At 57.5% G+C, this 26,390-nt stretch carries 20 protein-coding genes; 9 read left to right on the top strand and 11 right to left on the bottom strand.

Translation table 11 applies throughout. The features are described from left to right. Positions 1-60 precede the first annotated feature (60 nt). The 3 genes from ADG881_RS15490 to ADG881_RS15480 all read right to left on the bottom strand — a co-directional run bounded on the left by ADG881_RS15490 (position 61) and on the right by ADG881_RS15480 (position 3,397). Entirely contained in the window at positions 61-1,206 is a 1,146-nt protein-coding gene (locus tag ADG881_RS15490; RefSeq protein ID WP_007148647.1) for a porin, read from the bottom strand. Positions 1,207-1,400: 194 nt separating this feature from the next. Beyond that, the gene (gene grxD, locus ADG881_RS15485; protein ID WP_007151000.1) at positions 1,401-1,736 is read right to left on the bottom strand and encodes a Grx4 family monothiol glutaredoxin; all 336 of its coding nucleotides are present in this window, start codon (positions 1,734-1,736) and stop codon (positions 1,401-1,403) included. 113 nt (positions 1,737-1,849) lie between these two features. Then, positions 1,850-3,397, bottom strand: coding sequence for a hydantoinase B/oxoprolinase family protein (locus ADG881_RS15480; protein WP_007150878.1), 1,548 nt, complete (start codon positions 3,395-3,397; stop codon positions 1,850-1,852). A gap of 204 nt (positions 3,398-3,601) precedes the next feature. Between ADG881_RS15480 and ADG881_RS15475 the strand changes: the two genes are divergently transcribed. The 3 genes from ADG881_RS15475 (at position 3,602) to ADG881_RS15465 (ending at position 6,832) form a co-directional block, all read left to right on the top strand. Continuing rightward, complete coding sequence (locus ADG881_RS15475) at positions 3,602-4,786, top strand: aspartate aminotransferase family protein (protein WP_007148947.1); 1,185 nt, start codon at positions 3,602-3,604, stop codon at positions 4,784-4,786. Beyond that, on the top strand, positions 4,783-5,691 hold the full coding sequence (gene argF, locus ADG881_RS15470; RefSeq protein WP_007151445.1) for an ornithine carbamoyltransferase: 909 nt from the start codon (positions 4,783-4,785) through the stop codon (positions 5,689-5,691). Before ADG881_RS15475 ends, argF begins: the two co-directional genes overlap by 4 nt. 85 nt (positions 5,692-5,776) lie before the next feature. After that, the gene (locus tag ADG881_RS15465; RefSeq protein ID WP_007151226.1) at positions 5,777-6,832 is read left to right on the top strand and encodes an ABC transporter ATP-binding protein; all 1,056 of its coding nucleotides are present in this window, start codon (positions 5,777-5,779) and stop codon (positions 6,830-6,832) included. A gap of 144 nt (positions 6,833-6,976) precedes the next feature. On the opposite strand, the gene ADG881_RS15460 is transcribed toward ADG881_RS15465, so the two are convergent. From ADG881_RS15460 to ADG881_RS15440, 5 genes are all read right to left on the bottom strand, one after another. Continuing rightward, complete coding sequence (locus ADG881_RS15460) at positions 6,977-8,080, bottom strand: GGDEF domain-containing protein (RefSeq protein WP_007151577.1); 1,104 nt, start codon at positions 8,078-8,080, stop codon at positions 6,977-6,979. Next, entirely contained in the window at positions 8,077-9,180 is a 1,104-nt protein-coding gene (locus tag ADG881_RS15455; RefSeq protein WP_039926950.1) for a diguanylate cyclase, read from the bottom strand. Before ADG881_RS15455 ends, ADG881_RS15460 begins: the two co-directional genes overlap by 4 nt. Positions 9,181-9,379: 199 nt before the next feature. Beyond that, positions 9,380-10,870, bottom strand: a complete 1,491-nt coding sequence (gene glpK, locus ADG881_RS15450; RefSeq protein ID WP_007148586.1) for a glycerol kinase GlpK — start codon at positions 10,868-10,870, stop codon at positions 9,380-9,382. A 220-nt stretch (positions 10,871-11,090) separates the two neighbouring features. Then, on the bottom strand, positions 11,091-12,707 hold the full coding sequence (locus ADG881_RS15445; protein WP_007149140.1) for an ATP-binding protein: 1,617 nt from the start codon (positions 12,705-12,707) through the stop codon (positions 11,091-11,093). 45 nt (positions 12,708-12,752) lie between these two features. Continuing rightward, complete coding sequence (locus ADG881_RS15440) at positions 12,753-13,475, bottom strand: response regulator (RefSeq protein WP_007149065.1); 723 nt, start codon at positions 13,473-13,475, stop codon at positions 12,753-12,755. Between the two features lie 665 nt (positions 13,476-14,140). On the opposite strand from ADG881_RS15440, the gene ADG881_RS15435 reads away from it, so the two are divergent. Both ADG881_RS15435 and ADG881_RS15430 read left to right on the top strand, forming a co-directional pair. After that, positions 14,141-17,029: a ribonucleoside-diphosphate reductase subunit alpha gene (locus ADG881_RS15435; protein WP_007149902.1), complete on the top strand. Its 2,889-nt coding sequence runs from the start codon at positions 14,141-14,143 to the stop codon at positions 17,027-17,029. A gap of 138 nt (positions 17,030-17,167) precedes the next feature. Continuing rightward, positions 17,168-18,460 (top strand): ribonucleotide-diphosphate reductase subunit beta, encoded by a 1,293-nt coding sequence (locus ADG881_RS15430; RefSeq protein ID WP_039926948.1) that lies wholly within the window; start codon positions 17,168-17,170, stop codon positions 18,458-18,460. A gap of 451 nt (positions 18,461-18,911) precedes the next feature. On the opposite strand, the gene ADG881_RS15425 is transcribed toward ADG881_RS15430, so the two are convergent. Then, positions 18,912-20,348 carry an ELWxxDGT repeat protein gene (locus ADG881_RS15425; protein ID WP_155133818.1) on the bottom strand — a complete coding sequence of 479 codons (1,437 nt, stop codon included), beginning with the start codon at positions 20,346-20,348 and terminating at the stop codon, positions 18,912-18,914. Positions 20,349-20,822: 474 nt separating this feature from the next. Here ADG881_RS15425 and ADG881_RS15420 point away from each other — a divergent pair, with 474 nt between their 5' ends. Together ADG881_RS15420 and ADG881_RS15415 are read left to right on the top strand one after the other, a co-directional pair. Further along, on the top strand, positions 20,823-21,656 hold the full coding sequence (locus ADG881_RS15420; RefSeq protein ID WP_007148857.1) for a DUF6502 family protein: 834 nt from the start codon (positions 20,823-20,825) through the stop codon (positions 21,654-21,656). Continuing rightward, entirely contained in the window at positions 21,653-22,837 is a 1,185-nt protein-coding gene (locus ADG881_RS15415) for a hypothetical protein (protein ID WP_007150529.1), read from the top strand. Before ADG881_RS15420 ends, ADG881_RS15415 begins: the two co-directional genes overlap by 4 nt. A gap of 221 nt (positions 22,838-23,058) precedes the next feature. Here the strand turns inward: ADG881_RS15415 and ADG881_RS15410 are convergent, their stop codons facing one another. Both ADG881_RS15410 and ADG881_RS15405 read right to left on the bottom strand, forming a co-directional pair. Then, positions 23,059-24,441 (bottom strand): cytochrome P450, encoded by a 1,383-nt coding sequence (locus ADG881_RS15410; RefSeq protein WP_007150924.1) that lies wholly within the window; start codon positions 24,439-24,441, stop codon positions 23,059-23,061. Positions 24,442-24,476: 35 nt separating this feature from the next. After that, complete coding sequence (locus tag ADG881_RS15405; RefSeq protein WP_007151144.1) at positions 24,477-24,797, bottom strand: 2Fe-2S iron-sulfur cluster-binding protein; 321 nt, start codon at positions 24,795-24,797, stop codon at positions 24,477-24,479. Between the two features lie 127 nt (positions 24,798-24,924). Between ADG881_RS15405 and ADG881_RS15400 the strand changes: the two genes are divergently transcribed. Next, complete coding sequence (locus ADG881_RS15400) at positions 24,925-25,956, top strand: AraC family transcriptional regulator (RefSeq protein WP_007149487.1); 1,032 nt, start codon at positions 24,925-24,927, stop codon at positions 25,954-25,956. A gap of 188 nt (positions 25,957-26,144) precedes the next feature. Beyond that, on the top strand, positions 26,145-26,357 hold the full coding sequence (locus tag ADG881_RS15395; protein ID WP_007149518.1) for a hypothetical protein: 213 nt from the start codon (positions 26,145-26,147) through the stop codon (positions 26,355-26,357). Positions 26,358-26,390 lie beyond the last annotated feature (33 nt).

Here is a 26,390-nt window from a genome sequence, read left to right as displayed (position 1 = left end):
CAGCAGCAGAGTGAGCGACGCCCACCCTGCTGCCTGTCGAAGCGATCTCAAGCGCAAGGCCTAGAAGCTCCAGCCAATACCGAGATTGATGCTGTCGTCAGCCTTATCATCCTCGGTGGAGTTTTTGTAATTCACATTCTGCATATCGGCCTTCACTACCACCTGCGGCACAATCCAGTAGTTCACACCGAAGGTGCTAATCATGGATGCTTCGTTGTCAGTACCATCTTCTGCCAGCAGGTTGATGTTCTCATAACGACCGAACACACCCAGCTTCTCGGTAGCCTTATAGGACAGCTCATACAACTCACCATCCTGACGGTCAGCAGCCGTATTAAAGCCGTTAAAGTCCCAGCGGGCTTTCTGTACCGTCGCGGTGATGCCCGCGATGGTGTAACGGGCGTGGGCTTCCACCAGGCGGGCGCTGACGTCTTCCGGACCCAGATCCTGGTTTACGTCTTGCTGGTACTGAACCGACGATGCCAGATCCAGCCCGGGAATGCCGACAAAGCGCAAACGACCCGTGGCCGCCCCTTTATTGGCAGCTGCTTCAGAGACTTTCTGGCGGCTGCCGCGAATGCTGGTGGTGCTGCCCTGGAAATCCAGGCCGGAATGCACCGCGATGTCATAGGTCAGACCCGCGCCCAGATCCTGGCTGAACATGGCGCCGGCTTCCCACCAGGTCGCAGGAATCACCGCGCTTTCCAGGCGATTACGCTCCACACCGTAGAAGGTGTTCGGCTCATGGGTTTCGTTGATAATCCCCACCGGCACCAAAAATTGCCCCAGCTTCAGCTTGGTATTGGCGGTCGTATCGATCTCGATGTAGGCCTGCTCAAGCTCAACTTCGCCGTCTTTGCCTTCCCCGGCCAGGCCATGTTCCAGCTCAAACTCGGAGAAAAAACGCACTTTGTCCGTAAAATCGTAGCCGAAGAAAAGAACGAAACGATGCGCATCGACTTCGTCATTCTGCTGCTTGCCACCGAACTCGGGGTCTTTATTGAAATGGTTGTAGTGCAGCTCGCCGTAACCGCCGATGCTCACTTTACCGAACGGATTGGAGGAGGCGCCCTGCTCTTTTTGCAGTGCTTCTACTTGCTGGGCAAGAATGTCGATCTGTTTCTGCAGGTCTTCGGCGGATTGCGCCGCCTGCGCAGAAAAAGGCACAGCGGCCATTGCCGCAGCCATAAGGGTACGCTTGAACATGTTTCTTCCCTTCCCTAATGAAGAAGAATTGAGTGATAACAACGGCGGGAATTTAAACGAAGAAGAAACAAGATTGAAACTTATTCTTAATACACTTTTTGTAGCCAAGCATTAAAAAACCCGGTTCACCCGGGTTTTTTAATGCTGAATATTATTCGGAGAAAAATAAAAAAGTTTCCCGAATTTAATTCAAATCAGGACTCGGACTCATCCGACTCCACTGCAACGCCGTCCACCAGCTCTTTGAGCTGACCGGAACGGTACATATCCATGATGATATCGCAGCCGCCAACCAGCTCGCCGCCCACCCACAACTGGGGGTACGTGGGCCAGTTCGCATACTCTTTCAGGTTCTGGCGAATTTCCGGCGCTTCCAGAATGTTCACATAGGCAAACGGCTTGCCAACGGCGGTCATGGCTTCCACCACCTGGGCGGAAAAACCGCACTGGGGAAACTGGGGAGACCCTTTCATGTAGAGGATCACCGGGTTTTTCTCGATCTGGTCTTTGATGACCTGCATCACATCCATTACTTCACCTATCTCGTATTGAGTGCCGTTACGCCTGTAAATCTCGCGGCACGTAATCATCTGGCAACACCTCTGCCACAGAGTTACGCCCTATAGTGGCCATTGTACCACTGTCACCCCCCATAACCGCCACCACCCGGGGAGGCGATGATCAGGCGGTCGCCGGGGGCGACCTCGGTACTGTACTTGGGGGGCAAAGCCTGATTATTCAAGCGGTTCTCACCGGCAGCGCCCTCTCCACCGCCAGCCAGCCCCCAGGGGCGGTAGCGGCGACGCTCAGTCAGCAGCGTTACACTGGCTGGCCCCAGAAATTCCAGTTCCCGCAGGATACCCTCGCCCCCTCGATGCTGCCCGCGCCCTCCACTGCCGTGGCGAAGCTGGTAGCGATGCACGCGCAGAGGGTAATGGGATTCAAGGCTCTCAATCGGCGTGTTCAGGGTATTGGTCATATGACTGTGAACCCCGGACAGCCCCGCACCAGAGGCATGGCCACCGGTGCCGCCGGCCATGGTCTCGTAATAATCCCAGCCCTGTTCGCCTGCGGCTCCCATGGCCACATTGTTCATGGTGCCCTGGCTCGCTGCCGGAATAACGTCAGGGGCCACTTGGGCCAGCGCCCCCAACACCACATCCACCACCCTGGAGCTGGTTTCCACATTACCGGCTGCCACTGCCGCCGGGCGACGGGCATTAAGCAGTGAACCTTCCGGTGCATACAACTTGATGGGGCGGAACAGACCATCGCAGGCGGGTACATCATCGTCCATCAAACAACGAAAACAGTAATAGGCGGCCGCCGCCGCCACGGACAAGGGGCAATTAATGTTGCCGGCAACCTGCCCGGCCGTGCCGGTGAAATCCAGCAACGCTTCTTCCCCACGGATCGTCAGCGCCAGCACAATGGGAATATCCTGTTGCCCCTGGCCGTCGTCATCCATGTAATCTTCAAAACGATATTGTCCATCTGGCAGCGCAGCGATACGCGCCCGGGCCCGCCGTTCACCGTAATCATTGAGCGCATCAAACGCCTGGGCCAGCGCCGCGCCATTGTGCTCCGCCAACGCCGCCAGACGAGCCGCCCCTGCCTCGCAGGCACTGGCCTGGGCGGCGAAATCGGCAAAGCGGGCATTGTCCACCGGCAACACCGCCCGGGCGTCAGCCTGCAGCCCTGCCAGGCGCCGGCACAGCGGCACATCCCACCGCCCCTGCTGCTTGAGCAACGTGGGCGCAATCACTATCCCTTCCTGGGCCAGGTCCGTAGACACCGGCATGGAACCCGGGCTGTGGGCTCCGATATTGGCGTGATGAGCCCGGGTCACGGCGAAGCCGATCAGGGCTACCGACTGAAATACCGGCGCGATCACCGTCACATCCGGCAGGTGCGTGCCGCCCAGGTAGGGGTCATTCACCACCATCAGGTCCCCCGCTTGCCACTCCCTGCCAGCAACCAGATCGGCCATGGCGTAGGCCATGGACCCCAAGTGCACCGGTATATGCGCCGCCTGGGCACACAACCGGCCCCGGGCGTCAAAAATGGCACAGGAGAAATCAAGTCGGTCCTTGATGTTCGGAGACAGGGCACTGAGACGCAGCACCGCGCCCATTTCATCGCAGACACCGGCAAGGCGGTTGGCAAAAATACTCAGCTGGACAGGATTCATAAAGGCGATCAATAGCTAACAGTGAATAGTTAATAGCTAAAACCATTAACCCTTGAGGCAAACAAGCCTAACGCCAATCCATGCAGGGTGTTAACTATTCACTGAAATGTGCGCTATTATCGGGGGTTCCCGGCAGCCTAACAGCTGCCGTTTTTTGTTTTGGTCATGCCAAAACAGACGAATTCGCTTTAACGAGTCAGGGTAATGAGCCAGCAATTTTTGATTCCCACCTACGCGCGCCAGCCAGTGGCTTTCGTGCGGGGCGAGGGCGTGTGGTTGTACGATGAAAACGACCACAAATACATGGATGCCATCTCCGGGATTGGCGTGTGCAACCTGGGCCACTGCCACCCGGCAGTCACCCGCACCCTGGCCGAACAGGCCGGGCAGCTGATGCACACCTCCAACCTGTACCGCATTCCCGCCCAGGAATCCCTGGCCCAGCGCCTGTGCGAGCTGAGCGGCATGGAGAACGTATTTTTCTCCAACTCCGGCGCGGAGGCCAATGAGGCCGCCATCAAGATTGCCCGCCTGTACGGCTCGCGCAAACAGATTGCGCGCCCCACCGTGATCGTCATGGAAGGCAGCTTCCATGGCCGCACCATGGCGACCTTGTCCGCCACCGCCAATGCCAAGGTGCAGGAAGGCTTTGCGCCCCTGCTGGACGGCTTCATCCGTGTGCCGTTCAACGATCTGGCAGCGGTGGAAGCCCTGGCTGACAATCACGATATCGTCGCCGTACTGGTAGAACCGGTACAGGGCGAAGGCGGTATCCACATCCCCGCCAACGATTACCTGGCCGGCCTGCGCACCCTATGCGACCGCAATGACTGGCTGCTGATGCTGGATGAAATCCAGTCCGGCAACGGCCGCACCGGGGACTACTTTGCCTGCCTGGGCGCCGGCATCACCCCGGACGTACTGACCACCGCCAAAGGCCTGGGCAACGGCTTCCCCATCGGCGCCTGCCTGGTGGCCGGCAAGGCTGAAGGTGTTTTCGGCCCCGGTAACCACGGCAGCACCTACGGCGGTAACCCGCTGGGCTGCGCGACGGCCCTGGCGGTGGTGAACACTCTCACCGACGACATCATCGACGGCGTGGCCGATAAAGGCAGCTGGTTGAAAGACGCCTTTCTGCAGGCGTTTTCCGATCTGCCCATGGTCACCGAAATTCGCCAAAAAGGCCTGATGCTGGGCATCCAGCTGGATCGCCCCTGTGCCGAACTGGTCAACCGGGCCCGCGACGCCGGCCTGCTGATCAATGTCACCGCCGGTTCCGTAGTACGGCTACTGCCGCCACTGGTGATCAGCCAGGCGGAAATGCAGCACCTGGTGGGCACCCTGTCGACGCTGATCCACCGTTTTGCCGACGAGCAGGAGGTCGCATGACCCGTCATTTCCTGACCCTCACCGACCTCACTCCGGATGAGCTCGGCTACCTGATTCAGCGCGCCATCGAGCTGAAAACCATGCTGCGCAATGGTCAGCACCACGAGCCACTGCAGGGCAAAACGCTGGGCATGATTTTCGAAAAATCATCCACCCGCACCCGTGTTTCCTTCGAAGTGGCGATGACCCATTTCGGTGGTTCCAGCATTTTCCTGTCACCCCGTGACACCCAGCTGGGCCGCGGCGAACCGATCGAGGATTCCGCCCGGGTACTGTCACGCATGGTCGACGCGGTGATGATTCGCACCTTTGACCACGCCACCCTGCAGACGTTTGCCGACCACTCTGCGGTACCGGTGATCAACGCCCTCACCGACGACTTTCACCCCTGCCAGTTGCTGGCCGACATGCAGACCTATGTGGAGCACCGCGGCAGCATTCAGGGCAAGAAAGTGGTGTGGGTCGGCGATGGCAACAACATGTGTGCCAGCTACATCAACGCCGCCAACCAGTTTGATTTCGAACTGGTGATCAGCAGCCCGGATGGCTTCACCCCGGACAGCGATCTGCTGGGCCGTTACCCGGACCGGGTCAGCCTGGAGCCGGACGTGGCCACCGCCGTGCAGGGCGCTCACCTGGTCGTCACCGATGTGTGGGCGTCCATGGGGCAGGAAGACGAACAGCAAACACGCCTGAACGCCTTTGACGGTTATCAGGTCACCCCGGAGTTGATGGACAGGGCCGACCCGGATGCGCTGTTCATGCACTGCCTGCCAGCCCACCGCGGCGAGGAAGTCAGTCATGAAATGATGGACGACCCTCGCGCCGTGGTGTGGGACGAAGCCGAAAACCGCTTGCACGCCCAGAAAGCCCTGCTGGAATTCCTGCTCACCGGGCAGCATTGATGGCAACGCTGCACGCACCATGCGAGGCACAGCACGCGGGCATCGCCCCGTGCTGCGTACAGCGGGACGCCTGGAGCGCACGACCATGAAAGAGCCACTACTGCGCCTTGAAAACCTGGCTTGCGGCTATCACCAGCAAACCGTGGTAAAGGGGTTAAAACTGGAACTGGCGGCGGGGGAAATTGCCTGCCTGCTGGGCCCCAGCGGCTGTGGCAAGACCACCACATTGCGTGCCATCGCCGGGCTGGAACCGGTAACCGCCGGCTCTATCAGCATTCAGGGAAAACAGGTCTCCGGCCCCCACCGTCAGCTGCCTCCCAACCAGCGCGGCCTGGGCATGGTATTCCAGGAACATGCCCTGTTTCCTCATCTCACCGTGGCAAACAACGTGGCTTTCGGCCTGCGACAGCAAAGCCGGGAGGAACGCGAAGAGCGGGTACACGCGAGCCTGCAGCGGGTACGGCTCAGCGGCCTGGAGCAACGCTACCCCCACGAACTCTCCGGGGGCCAACAACAGCGCGTGGCGCTGGCCCGGGCACTGGCCCCCCAGCCCGCCCTGCTATTGCTGGATGAGCCCTTTTCCAGCCTGGACCTGGATCTGCGCCGGGCTCTGGCCCAGGAACTGGGAGACATCCTGCGTCAGGAAAAGGTCACCACCCTGCTGGTGACCCACGACCAGGAAGAAGCCTTTGCGCTGGCCGACCGGGTCGGCGTCATGCAACAGGGCCACCTGGAGCAATGGGATACGCCCTATAACATTTACCACGCGCCGGCGAACCGGTTCGTGGCAGAGTTCGCCGGTTATGGCACCTTCCTGCGCGGCACCGTGCGTGATGGCAACACCGTTCACACCACCCTGGGCGATGTCACCGGCCGCAGCCATACCCCCCTGCAACCGGGCACTGAAGTAGAAGTGCTACTGCGCCCGGAAGACGTGATCGCCGACGAATCCGCCCCCCTGGCGCTCCCCGTCACCCGGCGCCAGTTCACCGGCGCCAGCATCCTCTACCACCTGCGGGTTGGCGCCAACGAAACCCTGCTCTGCCAGACCGACAGCCACACCAATGTGGTGGAAGGCGACAACCTGCATGTGCGGCTGGGCACCAAGCATTTGGTCACTTTTTCAATTAATAATGAATAGTTAATAACTCGCGACCAGACTAATCGTTGTCTGCACATACCAGGAGGCCGCGCCCAAGCTCAGGACGCGGCCTCTTGCGGTTCAAAACCACCAACTTTTTCCGCGTAACTATTAATTATTCATTATTAACTATTAACTGCCTTTTCATGCCACCTGACTCTGATCCCGCCCCCCGGACTTGGCCTTGTACAAACCCTGATCGGCCCGGTTAAGCAGCTCATCGACACTTTCGCCATCCCGATAATCCGCCACACCCACAGACAGGCTGACAGTGGCCGGGCCGCCCTGGGCATCGAAACGCTGTTCACGCCAACGCTGACGCAGACGTTCAGCCACCAGCAGGGCGCCGTGGGCATCACTTTGCGGCAACACCAACAAGAACTCTTCCCCGCCCAGGCGACCAAAGTAGTCACCATCACGCATGCCCGATAACGCCAGCTCGGAAAACTGGCGCAGCACCCGGTCGCCCCAGTCATGACCGTGCCGGTCGTTGATCTTCTTGAAGTGATCCAGGTCCACGTAGCACACGGCAAATGGCACCCCCTTGCCGTCAGACAGGGCGCGCTGGCGCTCCAGAATTTCCAGTAGGTGGCGACGATTAAACAACCCCGTGAGATCATCACGGATGGCCATTTCCCGCACCTTTTCCACCGCGTTGGCCAGCTCCCGGTTTTTTTCTGCCAGCGCATTCCGCAGGCGGTTTACGCCCCCACCGGTAACCGCAAAGCTGACCGAAATCATGGCGAACACCAGCCATTGCAACAGCTCCACCGACAGGCTCAACTGCACCCAGCGATCCATCAGTGCCACCCACAGCATCAGCGCATAGGCCGCACTGGCCAGAAACGCCACCGCAATCATCACTTTGCCACTCAGGCGGAACGACACCATCAATAACGCCGCAAAAAACAGGGTCACCACGCTGAGTCGAAACTCATCCACGTAATACCCCGACACCATGAACACCCCGGTGAAATACAGAATCAACGGCAGCGACAGGCTTGGCTCACGAAGATTCAAGGTAACACCGGTTGCCATCAACAGTTGGTACGCCAACAGGGAAATCCAGATCAACGACACCAGCACCAGCGCTTCCGGCAGCGCGATGTGCATATAACCCAGTTGAAAATAGACCACACAGAGCAAGGTATGCATGGCCATAATCGCCATGGCCGAACGGCTATGGCGTTGCATCAGGCGCTTTTCACTCAGCGTCAGTTTTTCTGCCTGGTGGAGATCCTGATTCATTCCTTCTCCCCGACAATCAATCTATCGCGTCCGGTTTCCTTGGCCCGGTACAGCGCCTGATCCGCCCGCCTGATCAACTGCGCAGGCGTCTCACCGTGATTCAGCATGGCCAGCCCTCCGGAAACCGTAACCACCAACCCGGGCGCATCCTTGAAACGCTGACTGCGCATGCCCATCAGGATGCCCTCCACCAGATTACGCGCCTCCTCAGGGTCACTCACCGGCAACACCAACATGAACTCCTCCCCACCCAGACGGGCGGCGAAGTCCTGATTGGTCAGGTGACGCTGTGTCACGTCCGCAAAGCGCTGCAGCACCAGGTCGCCCATGCGATGGCCATACTGATCATTGGTTTTTTTGAAATGGTCCAGATCCAGGTACACCACCCCCAATTGATAGGCACCGCGAGCGGATTGCCCACACGCCTTGCTCAGCAGTTCCATGGCATGGCGACGACGGTAAAAACCGGTCAGCTCGTCTTTCACCGCCATGTCGTGAATGCGTTCAACAATTTGCCCCAGTTGCTGATTACGCCTCCCCAGCTGGAAGCGGATGGTGGAAATTTCTGACGCCACCAGCATGGCCGCCAGCACCATGACACTGAACAGGCCCCACTGGATCCACTCGCCGCGAACATCCACCACTTCCGGCCAGTACACACAAACAACCCCCAGCACCACCGCGTAACCCAGCACGCAATACCCGGCCAGGGCGAGGAATTGCCGTAGCGACGCCTGCAACACCCCCATCTGAACAATGGCAAAGAAAATCAGCATGATGCACAGACGCACCTGATCGACGACCAGGGCAGTCACCAGCAGCCCGGTGGTGGACCACACCATCAGCGGCATGATCATGGAAGGTTCGGATAGCCGGCGGTTCAGCCCCACCAACATGAACAGAATAAACAGCAGATGCCCGGCCCAGAGGCCAGCAAAAAGAGAATAGAAAAGAACCTCGCCACCGCGGAAAAAATCCAGCTGCAAGGCAATCCAGCAAAGTAGCGTATGCGCACCACCTCCCGCGAGGATAGCGAAGAGCACGCGGCGTAGCCGTTGCGACTGCAAGGCCACAGGGTGGAGCGGTAACGTTTGATCCATGCGGATTCCCGATTCGGTGCGCCCCTCTCCCACTAGCAACCGCACCAACTGATAGCAAATTAGTATTAATATTGAACCAATAGTAATACCAAGTGCCTACTCCGTCACAGTTTGACCATCCCCTAAACCGAACCGCTCATCGTTGTAAAACGCATTTTACCGACGGCAAAACCCCTGATTTTTATGCCATTTACTGTTCTCAGGCACCCGGCGAAGCCTGACAGACCCGAGCGACGGCATCCCGCCAGCCCTCATACCGTTTCTGGCGCTCCGGTTCATCCAGTTGGGGGGAAAACTCCCGTTCACAGCGCCATTGCTCAGCCACGGCATCCAGTGATGTATATAGCCCGACCCCCAGGCCCGCCAGATAAGCTGCGCCGAGAGCCGTGGTTTCGGTCACCACCGGGCGGTCCACACAGACGCCCAGCACATCCGACAACGTCTGGCTCAACCAGTTGTTTACCACCATGCCCCCGTCCACCCGCAGGGTGGTCGGTCGGGTGCCACAATCCGCCGCCATGGCATCGAGAAGATCCCGGGACTGATAGCACACCGCTTCCAGCCCCGCCGTTACCACCTCCGCAATCCCGGTGTCGCGGGTCAGCCCCGTCAAGGCTCCCCGGGCATGGGGGTCCCACCAGGGCGCTCCCAGACCGGTAAAGGCCGGCACCAGGTACACCCCGCCGGCGGAACCGGCACGGCGGGCCAGGGCTTCAGTTTCGCTGGCATCGCGAATCAGGTTGAGGCCATCGCGCAGCCACTGGATCGCCGCACCCGCCACAAAGATGGAGCCTTCCAGCGCATAGGTTGTCTTGCCATTCAGGCGATACCCCACGGTGGTCAGCAAACGGTTATGGGATTCCACCGCCTCGCCGGTATTCATGACCATGAAGCAGCCGGTGCCATAGGTGCTTTTCACCATCCCCGGGGCAAAGCAAGCCTGCCCCACCAGCGCCGCCTGCTGGTCGCCGGCAATGCCGGCCACCGGCACGGCTGCGCCCAGCAGTTCCGGGCAGGTGGTACCAAAGTCTGCGGCACTGTCACGCACGTCCGGCAACACCGACGCAGGCACATTGAACAAGGCCAGCAACGCCTCATCCCAGCACTGCTCGTGGATATTGAACAACAGGGTCCGTGAGGCATTGGTGGCGTCGGTGGCGTGTACCTTGCCGCGGGTCAGCTGCCACAGCAGCCAGCTATCAATGGTGCCAAACGCCAGTTCACCGGCCTCGGCACGCTGGCGGGCGCCAGGCACGTTATCCAGCAGCCAGGCCAGCTTGGTGGCAGAGAAATACGGGTCCAGCAACAACCCGGTTTTGCTGCGCACCTGGTCTTCATGGCCCTGATCACGCAGCGCCTCGCAGGTGGACGCGGTACGCCGGTCTTGCCAGACAATGGCTTTGGCCAGCGGGTCGCCGGTTTCCCGATCCCACAGCACGGTGGTTTCGCGCTGGTTGGTAATACCAATGGCCGCCAGCTGCTGCGCCTCTACCCGGGCATTGCGCAAGGCTTGCTGACACATGGCCAGAGTGTCATTCCAGATTTCCATGGCGTCATGTTCCACCCAGCCATCCTGGGGGAAATGCTGACGAAACTCTTTCTGCGCCTGCCCACAGGCACGGCCACTGGCATCAAAAACAATGGCGCGGGAACTGGTGGTCCCCTGGTCGATGGAAAGGATATAAGACATGACTCGGCTAACCTTGTTATCAGTATGGGGGGCGGGATCAAACAAACACCGCGAGATACCACGGGAAGCGTATTTTAAATGAAGGCCAGATGACAGATTGCACGATAACGGCCAACCCGATAGACCTTATCGGCCATTGCGGGCTTGGGCTGGCCTGCGCTCTCCCGACGATATCGTACTGTCGCCCGACGCCATCACCCTTAACGGGGTCACTATTCGCCTAGCTCATCCGGCCCAGCACATGCTGGCCCTGTTGGCTCTTGGGCAAGGTCACGGTAAAGCGGGCACCGCCTTCCGGGCTTTCATCCACGCGGATTTCTCCGCCGTGCCAATCCACAATCCGCTTCACGATGGACAGGCCCAGACCATAGCCGCCGCTGGCCCGGTGACGGCTTTTATCCAGCCGGGCAAAGGGTTTGAACACTCGCTCGCGTTCGTGCTCAGGAATGCCGGGGCCATCATCATCCACATGGATCACCACCTGATCCTCGCTCTCTTCCACTCGCATGACAATGCGCGATTGGGCATAGCGCAGGGCATTGGTCACCAGGTTCTGCAACACCCGGTGCAGGTAACGCTCTTCCGCTTCCACTTCCAGGGTCGGATAGGGATTCGCCACAGCGATGGCGGTTTCATCGCGGATGGTTTCCAGCTCATCGCGCAATTGCTCGCACAGCTCGCCAATCACCACCGGCTGGAATTCGATATTGGGCGTACCCTGCTCCAAGCGAGCATAGGTCAGAATTTCGTCGATCAACTGATCCAGCTGTTCGATATCGTGATCCATGGCATTGAGCTTTTCACGGCGCCGCTCCGCCGACTCGATATCCGCCAGCATCTCCAGGCCAAAACGCAGGCGCGCCACCGGGGTGCGAAGCTCATGGCTCACCGCCCGGGTCATCTCCCGCTGGGATTCAATAAGCCGGCGAATGTGCGCCGTCATGCCATTAAAGGTCGCCGCCACCTGGCCGATGGCATCACTGCCTTCAATATTGGCATAGGCCCCCAGATCCCCACTGCCCAGCTGACTCACCGCACCGTCGAGTTGTTTCAGCCGCCGTTGCAACGGGCTCACCTGCAGGTAGGTGGCCAGCGCCACCGCCAGCAAGCTGGTGGCCCCGGCAATCAGCAACAGTTCAATGGGGAATTGATCAAACAGGCTTAGTGGGCCGATCATCAGCAGCTTGCCAGTCTGCGCCACCGGCGCATAAATGCGGATGCTGGAATCGCTGCGGGTACTGTCATCCAGGGCAATGACCACCTCACGGCGGTTGAGACGCTGCTCCTGCTCACCATCCAGGGAAACGTCATCACGCTGAACCAGTGTCAGGGGATAACCGAATTGATGCTGTAGATCAGCCAGTGCCGAAGCCCACTCGGACTCCTGAAAATGCGACAAATGATTGAGGATCAACACCGCCGTGGCCCGGGCCTGTTGCTCGGACACTTTGGTCATGCGTGTGTTGATATAGGCGTCTTCGTCGGGGATCTGGAACAGAATGTCGGCGTAGCCTTCATCGTCATTCAGGCGCATGACCACCAGGCCATCTTCCAGATGCAGGGTTTCCCGGTAGCCCAGCGCCAGCTCCTCGCGGGACTTCAGGCCTATCTCTGCACCGAACAGCTTGCTGAGCACCTGGCTCCAGCGATCACGCTCCCCGGCTTCATAGCGCTGGTAGCCCTCCGCCATCAGGAAGAAGGTACCGCGGGCCATTTTCTCCCGGTACAGATCGGATCGATAGCTGTTCACCAGCTCCACGGCGCCATAGGTGATGGCGCCGATAAAACACAGCGCCAGCAGCAGGCCCCCGTAGAGCCTCAGGAAAATACTATTCAAACGTCACCCAGCGTCATCCCTGCGCCGCGACGGCCAAAGCAGCCGTTATGCCGCGCCGATTTCCTTGACGAACAGATAGCCCTTGGAACGCACCGTCTTGATGCGCTTGGGATTTTCCGGGTCGTCCCCCACTTTCGGGCGAATCCGGGAAATGCGTACATCAATAGAACGATCCTGACCGTCATATTGAATGCCGCGCAGTTTCTCGAAAATCGTTTCCCGTGACAGCACCGTGCCCGCATTGGACGCCAGCAACCAGAGTAAGTCATATTCGGCGCTGGTCAGGTCCACCGACTCACCCGCCAGGGTTACTTCCCGGGCAGAGTTGTCGATCACCAGGGCGCCAAATTCCAGACGGGCCGGGGAGTTGTCGCGTTCGCTGTCGGTTTCCACCCGGCGCAACAGGGCACGAATCCGTGCCAGCAACACGCGGGGTTTCACCGGTTTGGCCACGTAGTCATCCGCGCCCATTTCCAGCCCCAGCACCTGATCCATGTCATCCGTGCGAGCGGTCAGCATGAGGATGGGATTCTTGTAGGCACTGCGCACTTCACGGCATACCGTCAGGCCGTCGGCGCCGGGCAGCATCAGATCCAGCACCACCAGATCCGGTTGTTCTGCACGAATACGGCGAATGGCTTCTTCACCGTCGCTGACGACCGTGACATCCAGGCCGTTGCTTTGAAGATATTCACAGGTTAAATCGGCAAGACGCTCGTCGTCTTCTACGATCATGATGGCTGGCGGGTTATCCTGCACCGTTGTCATCCCGTCCTTATCCTTTTGAATTTGTATCGTTATTGTCGTTTTGTTTCAGCGCCAACCCGGCGAACTGTAACAAACGTATCCCTATCGGATGTTTATACGCATACACGCTGTGCACGGCAACCTCTCGGGCTGCCCATCGTACAAACAACCGCCATACCGCGCTTTCGCATGGCGCCCCCTGCCTGCACACAGTGCACCACGTGACCGTTTTTCCCCATTGACAAACACTATATCTAGTATGTGTCTGCACAGAAAAAAAGCACCCTAATTGCACCCACATCGCCCCACAGGTTATCCACAAGATTTCCCCAGGCGAAGTGCTTGCAAAAAAGCGGACGCAACTATAACTTGTACTGAACTTGGACGCCGACCCCAAGATGTTGGGTTTTTGTAAAACAGGCGCCGCCCCAGGACAAAACAGTCTACAGCGTGGAAAAGTGCAGCCGCATCAGCGATTTAGCCTTTTCCCGACCAGAAGGGGAAAGCAGAACGTCATGGATAAGACACAACATATTGTGGTTCGCGCGCTCGCGATGCCACCAGGCACTACCCAAGACACGATTTAACACGCCATGGCCTAGCGGTCGTGGCGTTTTGCGTGGTGATGACGCCACGCCCACAACACACAACATAGACAGAACAGCACCGACAACGGAGAGGGCACCATGCAAACGGATATGAGCCAAAACCCACAGAACGCCGGCTCCCCTGCCAGCGACAGCAACGATCAGGACCAGAGCCTTGCCAGCACCGCCCCCGGCCAGCTGCGCGTGATCAAGCGTAATGGCAAGGTAGTGAGCTACGATGACGACAAGATTACCGTTGCCATCAGCAAGGCTTTCCTGGCTGTCGAAGGCGGCACCGCCGCTGCATCGTCCCGCATCCATGAAACCGTGGCGCGCCTGACCGAACAGGTCTCCGCCACGTTCAAGCGTCGCATGCCTTCCGGTGGCACCATCCACATCGAGGAAATTCAGGACCAGGTGGAACTGGCCCTGATGCGCAACGGCGAACAGAAAGTCGCCCGCGACTACGTGCTGTACCGCGAACAGCAGGCTTCCAAGCGCGCCGCCGAGCACAGCAGCGATCTGCCCGCACCGACCCACCAGGTGGACATGTCGGTCACCATGGAAGACGGCAGCAAGGCACCGCTGGACATGGCGCGCCTTGAGCACCTGATTCGCGCAGCCTGCTCCGGCCTGGAAGACGTGAACGCCGACAAGATCATCACCGAAACGGTGAAGAACCTGTACGACGGGGTCTCCATCCACGACGTGAACACCTCCATGGTGATCACCGCGCGCACCATGATCGAAGTAGAGCCCAACTACTCCCAGGTCACTGCCCGCCTGCTGATGGACAAGATCCGCGCCGAAGCCCTGCAGTTCCTGAATGTCGCCGAACGCGCCAGCCACGATGAAATGAACGCCCTTTACGGTGAAGCGCTGAAAGCCTACATCGGCAAAGGCATCGAGCTGGAACTGCTGTCTCCGCAACTGGCCGAGTACGACCTGGACAAACTGGGCGCCGCCCTGGATGGCAACCGCGACCTGCAGTTCTCCTACCTAGGCCTGCAAACCCTGTACGACCGCTACTTCATCCACCACAACGACACCCGCATCGAGCTGCCCCAGTGCTTCTTCATGCGTGTGGCCATGGGCCTGGCCGTGGAAGAAGACAACCGCGAAGCCCGCGCCATCGAGTTCTACAACCTGCTCTCCAGCTTCGACTACATGAGCTCCACGCCGACCCTGTTCAACGCCGGCACCCTGCGCCCGCAGCTATCCAGCTGCTACCTGACCACCGTGCCGGATGACCTGCACGGCATTTACGGCGCCATCCAGGACAACGCCATGCTGTCCAAGTTTGCCGGTGGCCTGGGTAACGACTGGACCCCGGTGCGCGCACTGGGCGCCTACATCAAGGGCACCAATGGTCGCTCCCAGGGTGTCGTGCCCTTCCTGAAAGTGGTCAACGATACTGCCGTGGCCGTGAACCAGGGTGGCAAGCGTAAAGGTGCGGTCTGTGCCTACCTGGAAACCTGGCACATGGACATCGAGGAATTCCTGGAGCTGCGCAAGAACACCGGTGATGACCGTCGTCGTACCCACGACATGAACAGCGCCAACTGGATTCCCGATCTGTTCATGAAGCGCGTGATCAACGAAGAAGACTGGACCCTGTTCAGCCCCAACGACGCCCCGGACCTGCACGACCTGTACGGCGAAGCGTTCGAGAAGGCGTACCTGGAATATGAAGCCAAAACCCGCAGCGGCGAACTGAAACTGTTCAAGCGTCTGCCCGCCATCAACCTGTGGCGCAAGATGCTCTCCATGCTGTTTGAAACAGGCCACCCCTGGTTCACCTTCAAGGATCCGTGCAACCTGCGCAGCCCGCAGCAGCACGTGGGCGTGGTGCACTCCTCCAACCTGTGCACCGAAATCACCCTGAACACCAACCAGGAAGAAATCGCCGTGTGTAACCTGGGTTCCGTGAACCTGGCCCAGCACGTGGACGAGAACGGCCTGGATATCGAGAAGCTGCAAGGCACCATCAACACCGCCGTGCGCATGCTCGATAACGTGATCGACATCAACTACTACAGCGTGCCCCAGGCGGAGCGTTCCAACATGAAGCACCGCCCGGTGGGCCTGGGCATCATGGGCTTCCAGGACGCACTGTATAAGCAGGGCATCAGCTACGCCTCCAGCGACGCGGTGACCTTTGCCGACAACTCCATGGAAGCGGTGAGCTACTACGCCATCCAGGCCTCCGCCAAGCTGGCGGAAGAGCGCGGTGCCTACCAGACCTTCGACGGTTCCCTGTGGAGCCAGGGCGTACTGCCCATCGACTCCATCGAGATCCTGGTCAACCAGCGTGGCGAGGACTACTGCAAGGTCGATCGCAGCCAGACCCTGGATTGGGACAGCGTGCGGGCCATGGCCAAGAAAGGCATGCGTAACTCCAACGTGATGGCCATCGCGCCGACGGCGACCATTGCCAACATCACCGGGGTCTCCCAGTCCATCGAGCCCACATACCAGAACCTGTACGTGAAATCGAACCTGTCCGGCGAGTTCACCGTGGTCAACCCGTACCTGGTCAGCGCCTTGAAAGAGCGCGGCCTGTGGGACAACGTGATGGTCAACGACCTGAAATACTACGATGGCTCCGCACAGCCCATCGAACGGATTCCGGCGGACCTGAAAGAACAGTTCCGTACCGCCTTTGAAGTGGAGCCGCGCTGGCTGGTGGAAGCAGCAAGCCGTCGCCAGAAATGGATCGACCAGGCTCAATCCCTGAACCTGTACATCGCGGAAGCGAACGGCAAGAAGCTGGACGTGACCTACAAGATGGCCTGGTTGCTGGGGCTGAAGACCACCTACTACCTGCGTGCCATCGGCGCCACCCAGACCGAAAAATCCACCATCAACGATGGCAAGCTGAACCGGGTTTCCTCCAAGGTGGAAGAGCCAGCCGCGGAATTCGGCCAGGCCGCCGACGTGCCCCAGGCCTGCTCCCTGGATGACCCGGACTGCGAAGCCTGCCAATAAACGCCGGACGCCAGATGCCGGACGCTCAACGCACGCCTTTCTTTAAGCGTCCAGCGTCAGGCATCCAGCATCAGGCCACTTAAAGAATGCACCACCGGTGACGCCATCGCGCCACCCTTGAAAGAATGGAGAGAACACATGCTGAGCTGGGACGAATTTAATGCGCAAGAGACGCCTGTCGCCAAACCGCAGCCCGCAAGCGCAACGCCGCCGCAATCTGAGACGGTATCTGACCAAGCGGCACCTGAAGCTAAAGCACCGGGAACGGGAAGTACTGCGGATGATGGAGTCGAGCAACAACGACGAGACAACACCGCCGCCGCCCGAGCCGCCTCAGACGCCGTAGCCCGCGCCCAGGCCACCGTGGCCAAGATGGATATCGAAGAAGGCGTTGCCGAGCTGGAAGGCGCCTCTGGCCGTGTGGAAGTTGACGACAAGCGCATGATCAACTGCCGCGCCGACCTGAACCAGTTGGTTCCATTCAAATACGACTGGGCTTGGCAGAAATACCTGGATGGCTGCGCCAACCACTGGATGCCCCAGGAAGTGAACATGAACGCCGACCTGGCGTTGTGGAAGAAAGCCGACGGCCTCACCGACGACGAGCGCCGCATCGTCAAACGCAACCTGGGCTTTTTCTCCACCGCCGACTCCCTGGTCGCCAACAACCTGGTGCTGGCCATCTACCGCCTGATCACCAACCCGGAATGCCGCCAGTACATCCTGCGTCAGTCCTTTGAAGAAGCCATTCATACCCACGCCTACCAGTACTGCATCGAATCACTGGGCATGGACGAAGGCGAAATCTTCAACATGTATCAGGAGATCCCCTCCGTCGCCAAGAAAGCGCAGTGGGGCATCCAGTACACCCGCGACCTGTCCGACCCGGAGTTCACCACCGGCACCGTGGAAACCGACAAGGCCCTGCTGGAAAACCTGATCGCGTTCTATTGCGTACTGGAAGGCATCTTCTTCTATTGCGGCTTCACCCAGATCCTCTCCATGGGTCGTCGCAACAAGATGACCGGCGTCGCCGAGCAGTTCCAGTACATCCTGCGTGACGAATCCATGCACGTGAACTTCGGCATCGACGTGATCAACCAGATCAAACTGGAAAACCCGCACCTGTGGGATGCCCAGATGCGCGACAAAGCCACCCAGATGATCCTGGAAGGCGCCGAGCTGGAAATCCAGTACGCTCGCGACACCATGCCGCGCGGTGTACTGGGCATGAACGCCGCGATGATGGAAGAATACCTGCAGTTCATCGCCAACCGTCGCCTGGCCCAGCTGGGCCTGCCAGAACAGTTCAAAGGCGTGAACAACCCGTTCCCGTGGATGAGCGAAATCATGGACCTGCGCAAGGAGAAAAACTTCTTCGAAACCCGGGTCACTGAGTACCAGGTGGGCGGGGCGCTTTCCTGGGAATAACGAAAAAAGGTGTGAGTTGCCATTAGAGAGGGCACGTTTGCCATTAGACGGTAACGTGCCCTCTTTTATATCAATCACTTACAGATTTCTTGCCATTAGGAGATCGCACTTAGCTGCAAACGTGCAACTAAACGCCCTCACACTTCTACCTCAGCAGCTCTTCGCCACAATCTACGCGCACCTCTTCCCCCTTCCTTATTGCCTGTCTCCACGATTAGCCACCTAGCAGGCTGACTGAAGCTTGAATTCTTCTTGGCAATACTTGCTGCTCATAGATACCTCTCTGGTTGCCATTTTGGATGACTGAAAGGTGTCTAGCGAACTGGTGCCAATTCAGTTTGTAGAAAACCCTCAGCACTCCCAAAGAAAAACGCCCAACTCAATTGAGCCGGGCGCTTACTGTGGCGATCAGAAAATGTAGCGAGCAATCTCTGTTGAGTCGCCCCACGTATTAGAGATCAAAGCCACTCCCCATACCAGGATGGATATCCTTGATCAGCTGGGTACCGGCGGCAGTGCCGTCAGTTTTCCATAGCTCTACACCAATATCAGAACGGTAGGCCACAATCAGTGCAACACCGGGCAACACTTCTACGAGGGGGGCTGCATCATTCTCATGGAAATAGGCTTCGCCGAGCGAGTAAAAGTCAGTGTCTGCTGTCCCTGGCTCGATATCCTTGAGAAAGACGGTACCGGCCACCGTCCCGTCCGTGGTCCACATGGCATGGCCGTTTGTGACATCCCAGCCACTAAACAGAATCGCCTCCCCCGTGGACATCAGGTAGTTAACATTATCGGCATCGAACAGAGGCAAAGTTCCCGCTTCAGAGCCATCGGATACCCACACCTCATTGAGGGTACTTGTAGGATCGGGGCGAGCCGTAAAATACAATTTGTCGTCAAGGGCATTCAGAAAACGAATCCTCGAGCTGGAATTATTGATGCTGGAGTTATTGACCACTGGATTGATGTCTTTCACCAGAACGGTGCCTGCTTCGGTCCCATCGGTACGCCACAACTCGTTGCCCTGGCCAGTACTTTCTGCCGCAATAAAGTAAATATCACCCCCCATGGCAACAAGATTGTTGGGTGAAGAGCTGGGCGCACCAACCGCGATATCCTTGACCAGTTCCGTGCCTGCGGTAGTACCATCACTCTTCCACAGCTCAGCGCCGGTAGTGCCATCCGTCGCTCTGAAATACAGCATGCCATCCACGCTGATCATTTCAGAGATACCGGATGACGCGGCTCCAGGCGCAATTTCCGCCACCATCACGGTTCCCGTTGCAGTACCATCCGTTGTCCACAACTCATAACCTGCGGTGCCATCATTGGCGGAAAAGTACACAGTAGAATCCATGGTGACCAAATTACTGACCCCCGCTCCGTTTACCCCGGGCTGTATGTCCTTGACCATGACCGTTCCCGCGGGAGTGCCATCGGTTTTCCATAGCTCGGTGCCACTGACGTCATCATAAGCGCCGAAATAGAGCGTGCCATCAGCGACCGTAAAACTGGAAATGTAAGTACTTGCCGTACCAACACGAATATCCTTGAGCAGGGTCGTTCCCGCCTCAGTGCCATCGGTTACCCAAAGCTCATCTCCATAGAGATCATCGTCATCCGCCAGGAAAATGGTTTTTCCACCCAGACTGCCAAGCACGACGATATCAGCCCCGCCGCCCACATGGATCACCTTGACCATGGACGTACCGGCTTCCGTACCGTCCGTTTTCCACAGCTGCAAGTTATTTGCACCATCGCTTGCCGGGAAAAATTTCACTGTGGGGCCTGTAGAAGATGGCACCGGAGCCGCCCCGCCACTGGAGCCACCACCACCGCATGCCGTCAAAAACAATGCCGCACCTAGCAAATACCACGCTTTCATAATCGATCCCTCTTTCATTTTTTTGGGTTTATTTTCCCATTTATTGAAATCTATCAGAAGGAACCTGCCCGTGCACACCCTTTTAATGGGTTAAAATTCAGTCACAACTGCCTGAAAAACGGCCCCTTTAATCAAAAAAACCATGTAATTACAGAGGATTGCACTTCATTCTTGGCCGCGTTACCGTTGAGGTAGACTCAGCAAAATATGGGTCACACATCCCATATTTTACAATTCGTCATCATGCGGATCGTGAGATTGCTGTACGTTGGGAAGTGTTCGACGAATCCAGGCCCTAACCGGGAGCAGGCTGCGAAGGGAGACAGGATTATGAGATATACTGCCTCGCCCCAAGATCCGAGAGCATCGGCAGTGTCGTTGCTGGCGCGATATACCAACACCCGGATAGCAAGGGAGCGCGCACGGGAAACAATGGGCCGCAGAAATTCATCTTCAGCACTTGGTTAGTATCCAATGTCCGGCACCTCATCCAACACAGGGTTTCACAAAGCGGTCCGCAAGCTGATGCGTCCGCTTGTGCGGATGGCCATCAAGCGCGGGATCTCAGTGAATGATTTCTACCTCTGGCTCAAGGCCATTTATGTAGAAGAAGCGGAAGGCTTCACCATTGAAGGCAAGAAACAAAGCACCTCCCGCATCGCTCTGCTTACCGGCCTGGACCGAAAGGAAACCGCCCGCCTTCGCAAGCTCAATCAGGACATGGGCGCCCTCCTGCAACAACAGACCAAGCGAACCAACCGGGCTGTCAGAGCCATCAATGCGTGGCAGAAAGAAGCGCTCTACTGTGATGAACAGGGCAAACCAAAGGCACTCCCCCTCTACGGCGATGGCACCAGCCTCGAAAGCCTGGTCCACCAGTACTGTGGCGATGTCACTGTCGTTACCGTGCTGGGAGAACTGGAACAGTCGGGGCTGGTTGATCTCCATGACGACGACACCGTGACCCTGAAAGACACCAGCTATATTCCCCACGAAGACAATGAAGAGCTGCTTTTCCTGATGGGACAGGCCGCTCACGACCTGCTGAACACCAGCACTTACAACACTGAACAACAGGGAAAAACCTCCCGCCTTCAGCTGAGCGTTGCCTATAACCGGGTTAACCCCGAGGTGATAGCCAAGTTAAAGGTGCTGATTGAAGCGGACAGCCTGGAGCTTTTGCAGAAGCTGGATCGATGGCTGGACAGGGAAATTGACCATCAAGAAGAGACCAGCCCCCAGCAATACCGAGCGGGCGTTGGTATCTATTATTTTGAAGAATCCATGGACTCGGGCTCAGAGCAATGAAAAAGACCACCCAACTTGCTTTCTTTCTTCTCGTTGCTCTGCTGCTCTCCTGCGGCGGGGAATCCTACCCTCTTGCCAGCAATGATGGCGGAATATCGGGCACAGGCAATGGTGGAAGTAAATCTTCGCTTTCGGGATCAGCCTATAAAGGCCCCTTTATTCAGGATGGCGAAGTCAATGTCCTCAAGATTGAGGGGGATACCAGCTCGCTGATCGCGAATTCACAAATCCAGGACAATCTTGGGGATTTCCTTCTTGAGGTGGAACCCGGACTGCTTTCCGTTAATACCACCGGGCGCTTTTACGATGAAACAGAGGCGACGTACTCCGAAGAGTCAGTCACGCTCAAGGCACTGGTCAACAAGGCCCCGGAGCAGCAAGCCAACATTTTTGTGAACACCCTGACGCTGCTGAGCCACGATTTAGCCGTGGAGTTGATCAACCAGGGCAACAGCTACGAACAAGCCACCGCCGACGCGCAAAGCAGGGTGAAAACCGTACTGGCAGCGGTGACCGGAGACATCCCGACCAACCAGCCCTTTATCAAAATGAACATCATCAATAGCCCGGGGACAACGCCTGAGGACAATGCCTACTCGCTCTATATTTCATCGCTTTTCACTGAGGCAGTGAATGAAAGAAGTATTGAAGAGCCTTACACCATGACCACTCTTCTCAACGCGTTACGGGCAGACGTTATCAACAACGATCCCATTGATGACGCCACCCTGCTGTCTTTGCAGGAAGCGAATGGAAGACTGGATGCAGCCTCGATTCAACAAAATCTGGAAGCGGTACTGATTGGTGAAACCATTGCCCCGGTCGGCAATGTGATTGAAGCGGTTTCACCCGGGCTGATTCCCCCGTCCAATCTGACCACATTTACAGACACGGCGAATCTCACTATCGCGCAACGCTTTTGCTTTGACATGAGCGCCGATTGCTCAGATCCGGGGCACAAGGCTGAAATCATTGTTGCTCAAGGCTACAGCTATGAACTCCAGATTGATGACAACGCCGATTTCTCCTCTCCCATCGTCGACCTGACAGGCTGGCAGCGTAACTTCTATAACATTGAGCACGCTTCCCTGGGCAGCGGCATCCGGTACTTCCGGGTCAGGAAAAACCATGATGACGGTCAGTTCAGCACCTGGACGCAGACGGATTTTATTGTGCCCTGAAGCAAAGCAGCGGGCTAACGGCCAACACCGACATTCGTTAACCTGCTTCATACTCAAACGCCCTATGCGATGCATGGGGCGTTTCCAGTTTTAAGCGCCGCACCGAACAAGCACAGGGAGAAACGCCTTTTGGACTGCCACAGGGCGCTTCCGCGCCCTTTTCCGCACTGCGGCTGCAATACGCTACAAGACCTGCTTCTGAAAAAGCCCCTCGCAAGGCATTATTTTTTCGCTGTCAGCTGCACCATCATCTTGCTGTAACCGCGCACAAAGTTTGACTGCACACACTCCGGCTCGCTGAGCACCTCAATGTCGTCAAAGCGCTGCAGCAGCTCTTCCCACAGGATACGCAGCTGCAACTCCGCCAATCGATTCCCCATGCAACGGTGTACACCGAATCCGAAAGACAAATGATTACGTGCACCCTTACGGTCGATCATGAAGGTATCCGGCTGATCAATATTGCGCTCATCGCGGTTGCCGGAGGCGTACCACATCACCACCTTGTCACCCTTCTTGATGGTTTTTCCGTTTAGCTCCACATCCTGTTTGGCAATGCGTCGCATGTAGGCCAGCGGCGTTTGCCAACGGATAATTTCGGAAACCATGTTGGGAATCAGGGCCGGGTTTTCCTTCAGCTTGGTAAATTCGTCGGGAAATTGGTTCAGGGCCAGCACGCCGCCGGTCATGGAGTTGCGAGTGGTATCATTGCCGCCAACGATCAACAGGGTCAGGTTCCCCATAAATTCCATGGGCCGCTTGACCATGTCTTTGGTTTCTTCGTTCGCCTGCATCAGGCTAATCAAATCAAACCCGGCTTCCTGCCCCGCCGCTCTCTGCGCGGCTTTGTCGTGCCAGAGCTTGACGAAGTGCTTGCCCGCATCCGCGGCAGCAGCAAAAATTTCATCTGAATCAACCCGCCCCCCGGTGGTTTCCGGGCTGGCGGTGGACACATCGGACCAGTACACCAGCTTGTGCCGCAGTTCGTAGGGGAAATCCAGCAGCGTAGCCAGCATTCGTGCAGTCAGTTCAATGGACACCGTTTTTACCCAGTCAAACGGTTGACCAACCGGCAGCTCATCCAGCACTTCCCGGGTACGCTGACGGATCAGCCCTTCCATCTCTTTCAGGTTTTTCGGGGCCACCACATTCTGTACCGCTTTACGCTGCTCATCGTGCTTGGGCGGGTCCATGGCGATGAAGGTTTCAATTTCCAGGCCTTCAGGGGTTCGCCCCAAGGTAATGATCGGCTCGGCAGAAAACAGATCATGGTGCTTGTCCACGAAGACGATGTCGTCATAACGGGTAATCGACCAGAACGGACCAAAGGGACTGTTTTTCTGGTAGTGCACGGGGCACTCATCGCGCAGACGCTTGAAGTAGGACTGCCATTTCTTTTGCCGAAACAGAAACGGGCTACTGACGTCGATATCTTCAATGGCCAGCGTATCCACTTCCGGGAGCGGGCTCTCAACAAAAGTGGGCACATAGGGCCCTTTAAATAGGGTGTTCTTGATCTTCAAAAAACGGTGTACGGCACGGATCTGCCAATGGGCGGGTATCACCGGGGCAGTGATATTCATCGCGGTGGATTTCAGTGACATGATTCTCTCCCTGTGGGTGGCGAAACAGCAAAGGTTTACATCTGGAATTCAGGTAACTGAACCACCAGGCCGTCCAGTGCTTCGCTGGCTTCAATCTGGCAGGCCAGACGTGAGGTATCAGCACGCTCGGGGGTCATCCCCAGCATCATGTCCTCCTCATCACTGGTGCTGCCGGTTTTGGCAAACCACTCGCTGGAGACAATCACATGGCAGGTGCCACAGGCACAGGCCCCACCACAGTCCGCATCAATGCCGGGAATGCTGTTATCCACGGCGATCTGCATCAGGGACTTACCAGCCTCGATCTCGACCTCATGCTCCGTTCCGCCAAACTCAATAATGGTCACACTGGCCATCGCTCTGCCTCACCTTGTTGTTGTGTTATCCCAACAGTGCGCCAAGCCATCGCGCATCAGCAGGTCATTTTTTGACAACAAGGGGTCATTTAAAGACAATCAAACTTGCCACCGCACAGAGCCTCCCATGACAACATCCCCCAGCCCAGCCAACAGCCAGGCGTCCAACCCGTCGCATTATGCTCGCTTGATTGCCCGCGAACTCGGCCTTCAGGCCCCCGATCTTGGCCGGCTGCTACCCAACACAGGGCTCAGCGTTGAACAGCTGCTTGACGAAGACAGCCTGCTCACCGGGCAGCAGCAGGTTCAGTTACTCAACAATGCGCTCTCTATAAGTGATGACCCAGCCTTTGGTTTTCGCCTGGGCCGACGGCTCACCCCTGCTACCCACGGTGCGGTGGGTTTTTTGGCTCTTAGCAGCGCGAACCTGTTTGAGGCTCTGCAAGCAATTCACCTTTTCGCACCAACTCGGATGAACTTTGTGCGTATTGAGCTTTTTGATCGTGGGGATTGGCTTGAGTGTTACGGGCACTTCGATATGACGCTAACGGATCAAATGCGCCGCTGTTTGACCGAAGCCTTTATCATGATGTTTTTCGAGACCGCCGAATCGATTCTGGGCCGACCGGCCCATGAAGTTGAGACCTTGATAGATTACCCGGCTCCGCCCTATGCCCCCTTCTACAACGAGTATCTACCCGGCCCATACGAGTTTTCAGCAGAAAACTTTATCGCAAAAATCCCTAAAGCCCTGTGCTTCTACCCCAACATTGCCGCCAACCATGAGAATTACCAGCTAGCGCTTCAGCAGTGCGAAACCATGCTGTCCGAACTGCGTACCAATACGCAAAGTTTTCGCTATCGGGTAGAAAAAATGATGCTGTCTTTTCCGCCAGGCACACTGGCTGAAGAAGAAGCCGCTGCGGCACTATTCATGAGCAAGCGCACCCTGGCGCGTAAACTGAAAAACGAAAATACCGGATTTCGCCAAATCCAGAAGGACATCCTGTCCCAACAGGCGGCGAACTATCTGCGCGACAGCAAGCTTACCGTCGACGCCATTGCCGCGCTTTTGAACTATCACGACAGCTCCAACTTCCGGCGCGCGTTCAAGCGGTGGTTTTCCGTTACACCAGAAACGTTCAGGCAATCTCTTTGATTCTGACCACCCACAAGCCAGAGCCTGCAGAATAGCGGGATGCCGCTTGCGAAATGCCTGTGACCTTTCATCATCAACGCTCAAACTTTCATCAATTTCGGGGAATTGCCGTTTGTTTTACGCCATCATCATTGGCAACATGGGAACGAGCCTGTATCAGGGCTCATCCCAACTGCAGGAGGCTTCGCATGAGCGATTACGACGACAGAGATGATTACCAGCAAGAAGCCGAAGACCTGTTGGAAACTATCGAGCAGGTGGAAGAAACCCTGACGGTCATGTCCAAGGTGGTCGGGCAGCTGAAAGAGCAAGTGGCGTCACATCTGGACCCGAATACGGTGGAAATGAGCGCCGAGGAATTCCTTGATCAGTGCGAGAACCTGGAAGGGACCTGGCACTAGCGCCGCACAGACCGCTTTCGCAGAGCACCTGAG

Source organism: Alcanivorax sp. DG881, from assembly GCF_000155615.1.
Taxonomy (GTDB): Bacteria; Pseudomonadota; Gammaproteobacteria; order Pseudomonadales; family Alcanivoracaceae; genus Alcanivorax.
The sequence above is the reverse complement of the archived record's forward strand: the minus strand, read 5'-3'. Positions and strand labels throughout refer to the sequence as shown.

What these genes read in the sequence shown, in the direction of transcription:
- ADG881_RS15490 (WP_007148647.1), bottom strand. Translation starts at nt 1,206, where the DNA reads ATGTTCAAGCGTACCCTTATGGCTGCGGCAATGGCCGCTGTGCCTTTT.
- grxD (WP_007151000.1), bottom strand. Translation starts at nt 1,736, where the DNA reads ATGGATGTGATGCAGGTCATCAAAGACCAGATCGAGAAAAACCCGGTG.
- ADG881_RS15480 (WP_007150878.1), bottom strand. Translation starts at nt 3,397, where the DNA reads ATGAATCCTGTCCAGCTGAGTATTTTTGCCAACCGCCTTGCCGGTGTC.
- ADG881_RS15475 (WP_007148947.1), top strand. Translation starts at nt 3,602, where the DNA reads ATGAGCCAGCAATTTTTGATTCCCACCTACGCGCGCCAGCCAGTGGCT.
- argF (WP_007151445.1), top strand. Translation starts at nt 4,783, where the DNA reads ATGACCCGTCATTTCCTGACCCTCACCGACCTCACTCCGGATGAGCTC.
- ADG881_RS15465 (WP_007151226.1), top strand. Translation starts at nt 5,777, where the DNA reads ATGAAAGAGCCACTACTGCGCCTTGAAAACCTGGCTTGCGGCTATCAC.
- ADG881_RS15460 (WP_007151577.1), bottom strand. Translation starts at nt 8,080, where the DNA reads ATGAATCAGGATCTCCACCAGGCAGAAAAACTGACGCTGAGTGAAAAG.
- ADG881_RS15455 (WP_039926950.1), bottom strand. Translation starts at nt 9,180, where the DNA reads ATGGATCAAACGTTACCGCTCCACCCTGTGGCCTTGCAGTCGCAACGG.
- glpK (WP_007148586.1), bottom strand. Translation starts at nt 10,870, where the DNA reads ATGTCTTATATCCTTTCCATCGACCAGGGGACCACCAGTTCCCGCGCC.
- ADG881_RS15440 (WP_007149065.1), bottom strand. Translation starts at nt 13,475, where the DNA reads ATGACAACGGTGCAGGATAACCCGCCAGCCATCATGATCGTAGAAGAC.
- ADG881_RS15435 (WP_007149902.1), top strand. Translation starts at nt 14,141, where the DNA reads ATGCAAACGGATATGAGCCAAAACCCACAGAACGCCGGCTCCCCTGCC.
- ADG881_RS15430 (WP_039926948.1), top strand. Translation starts at nt 17,168, where the DNA reads ATGCTGAGCTGGGACGAATTTAATGCGCAAGAGACGCCTGTCGCCAAA.
- ADG881_RS15425 (WP_155133818.1), bottom strand. Translation starts at nt 20,348, where the DNA reads ATGAAAGCGTGGTATTTGCTAGGTGCGGCATTGTTTTTGACGGCATGC.
- ADG881_RS15420 (WP_007148857.1), top strand. Translation starts at nt 20,823, where the DNA reads ATGTCCGGCACCTCATCCAACACAGGGTTTCACAAAGCGGTCCGCAAG.
- ADG881_RS15415 (WP_007150529.1), top strand. Translation starts at nt 21,653, where the DNA reads ATGAAAAAGACCACCCAACTTGCTTTCTTTCTTCTCGTTGCTCTGCTG.
- ADG881_RS15410 (WP_007150924.1), bottom strand. Translation starts at nt 24,441, where the DNA reads ATGTCACTGAAATCCACCGCGATGAATATCACTGCCCCGGTGATACCC.
- ADG881_RS15405 (WP_007151144.1), bottom strand. Translation starts at nt 24,797, where the DNA reads ATGGCCAGTGTGACCATTATTGAGTTTGGCGGAACGGAGCATGAGGTC.
- ADG881_RS15400 (WP_007149487.1), top strand. Translation starts at nt 24,925, where the DNA reads ATGACAACATCCCCCAGCCCAGCCAACAGCCAGGCGTCCAACCCGTCG.
- ADG881_RS15395 (WP_007149518.1), top strand. Translation starts at nt 26,145, where the DNA reads ATGAGCGATTACGACGACAGAGATGATTACCAGCAAGAAGCCGAAGAC.